Genomic DNA, 1,877 nt, shown 5'->3' with positions numbered 1-1,877 from the left:
AATAACCGAAGAATGGCTAACGATTTATAACACCGAAAGACCGCATGAGGCATTAAATAACATGACACCGATTGAGTATAAAACACTAAAACAAGCAGCTTAATTTTCTACGTGAGTTGTGTACTAAGTTTGGGGCATTTACATATCCAATGTAAAATTTGTGAAGGGCATTATGTTATACGAGACGGAAAATATGGGATATTTGCAGGTTGCTCCCGTTATCCAGTTTGTAAATCAACTTTAAAGATCCCCGAATTAGTTTATGAATTCATTCGTAAATATGGTGTCAATATTTATCAATGGCAAAAACAGTGTTGGAAATGTCAGCAAGAAACGCCAGTCTATTCATACTATTTGTATTACGAGCTATCCGAATTAGATCCAATTTTTTCTGTATTACACGGGATTGGAGTCGGTGATATTTCCAGTATTGATCGCCTGCTTAGCTTAAATGTACCAACTGTTAAAATGAAGTACAGTAAAACACTCAATGAACATTATATGGCAAATGTTTGTCTACATTGTGGAGCCATACAAGGTCATAACTATGTAGTCACTGATCCCCATGAAATCATCAATTCACTGTGGCATAATCATGATATGAATAACTATTTCTTTAAAAACTTAAAAATTGATACAAGCACATTATTAGGTGAATTGAAAAGATGTATGGAATGGAGCTAATATTCTCATGTTTTGTCTGAAATCATCACCTTTAATACCAGTATACTAATTTAGTAAATATCAACAATCCTATTTTCCATGGATATTACCGTGTTCGTAGTACTCAATCATTACTTAAGATTCATTTATCCCTTATCGTTCTATTTTAATAAGATATGATAAATTAGAAAGGAATTATGTCTGCATGTTATCTCTGGCATTCATACTTATGTGGCTACCAATGCATTGTTGATTAATACATGAATACAAAAGATCAACAATCCCTAACAAAGGATAAATATTTTTTAATCGTTAACACATATAACAGTATATATTTTATTGCGTATTTAAGTGTTTGGCTTTATATTATTTTCAATACTAATATTGCAATTTTGCTTTAACCTTTATAAGCCCAATTTATGCATAAAAAACGTTTTTCTTTGATTGTAGCGATCATTGCTGTTATTGCTATGGTTGTTATTATATATTTTGCTTATCAACCTAGTACTATTATTTTGCAAGGTGAAGTTGAATCTAATCGTGTTGATGTTGCTGCCAGAGTTCAAGGTCGAGTAAACCAATTTAATTATGATGTTGGTGACGATGTTAAGCAGGGTGAAGTTCTTCTTACTCTTTCAAATCCTGCATTGTTAGCTCAGCTTGCAACAGCAGAAGCGCAATTAAAAGTAGCAATGGCGAGTCGTGATAATACTTATAGCACTAGACCAGAAACAATTGATGTGCAAAAAGCGCAGTTAGATAAAGCTAAATCAGATTTAGATTTAGCTCAAACTAGCTATGAAAGAATTAATCGTTTAGCTAAAAATGGCACTGTTTCAAAGCAAAGCTATGATGAATCCTTTAATCAATATCAAGCGGCCATTAAAGCTTATGAAGCCGCTAAAGCTAACTTATCACTAGCCGAAAACGGTAGCAGTGTAGAACAGAAAAAATTAGCCGATGTGCAAGTTGAACAATCAGAAGCAGCATTGGCGCAAGTAAAAGCTGATGTTAATGAATTAACTTTAGTTTCTCCAATTAACGGTCAAATTACGACTCGAGTCGCTGAAACAGGGCAATTATACAGTCCAGGTACTCCGCTTTATTCTATTATTGATTTAAATGATATTTGGTTTACTTTTAATATACGTGAAGATTTGCTGGGAAACCTTAAAGTTGGTGATATGTTTCAAGTAAGAGTACCGGCATTAAAT

At 33.2% G+C, this 1,877-nt stretch carries 3 protein-coding genes and 1 pseudogene; all 4 read left to right on the top strand.

What is annotated here, in order from left to right; genetic code table 11:
• On the top strand, window positions 1–103 hold a 103-nt coding region (locus A9G44_RS13020; protein WP_167370106.1), incomplete at its 5' end, for an integrase core domain-containing protein.
• Window positions 104–111: 8 nt separating this feature from the next.
• Entirely contained in the window at window positions 112–684 is a 573-nt protein-coding gene (locus A9G44_RS03205) for a topoisomerase DNA-binding C4 zinc finger domain-containing protein (protein ID WP_179854784.1), read from the top strand.
• Between the two features lie 133 nt (window positions 685–817).
• Window positions 818–916: pseudogene (locus A9G44_RS13240) on the top strand (IS5/IS1182 family transposase); the annotation flags it as partial.
• Between the two features lie 166 nt (window positions 917–1,082).
• Window positions 1,083–1,877 (top strand): HlyD family secretion protein (locus A9G44_RS03200; protein ID WP_065609175.1); only part of this gene is annotated, 795 nt, incomplete at its 3' end.

Origin of the sequence: Gilliamella sp. Occ4-3, assembly GCF_001690675.1 — a bacterium.
GTDB lineage: Bacteria > Pseudomonadota > Gammaproteobacteria > Enterobacterales > Orbaceae > Gilliamella > Gilliamella bombi.
Note: the sequence above shows the minus strand (reverse complement) of the source record. Positions and strands in the feature narration are given on the sequence as shown.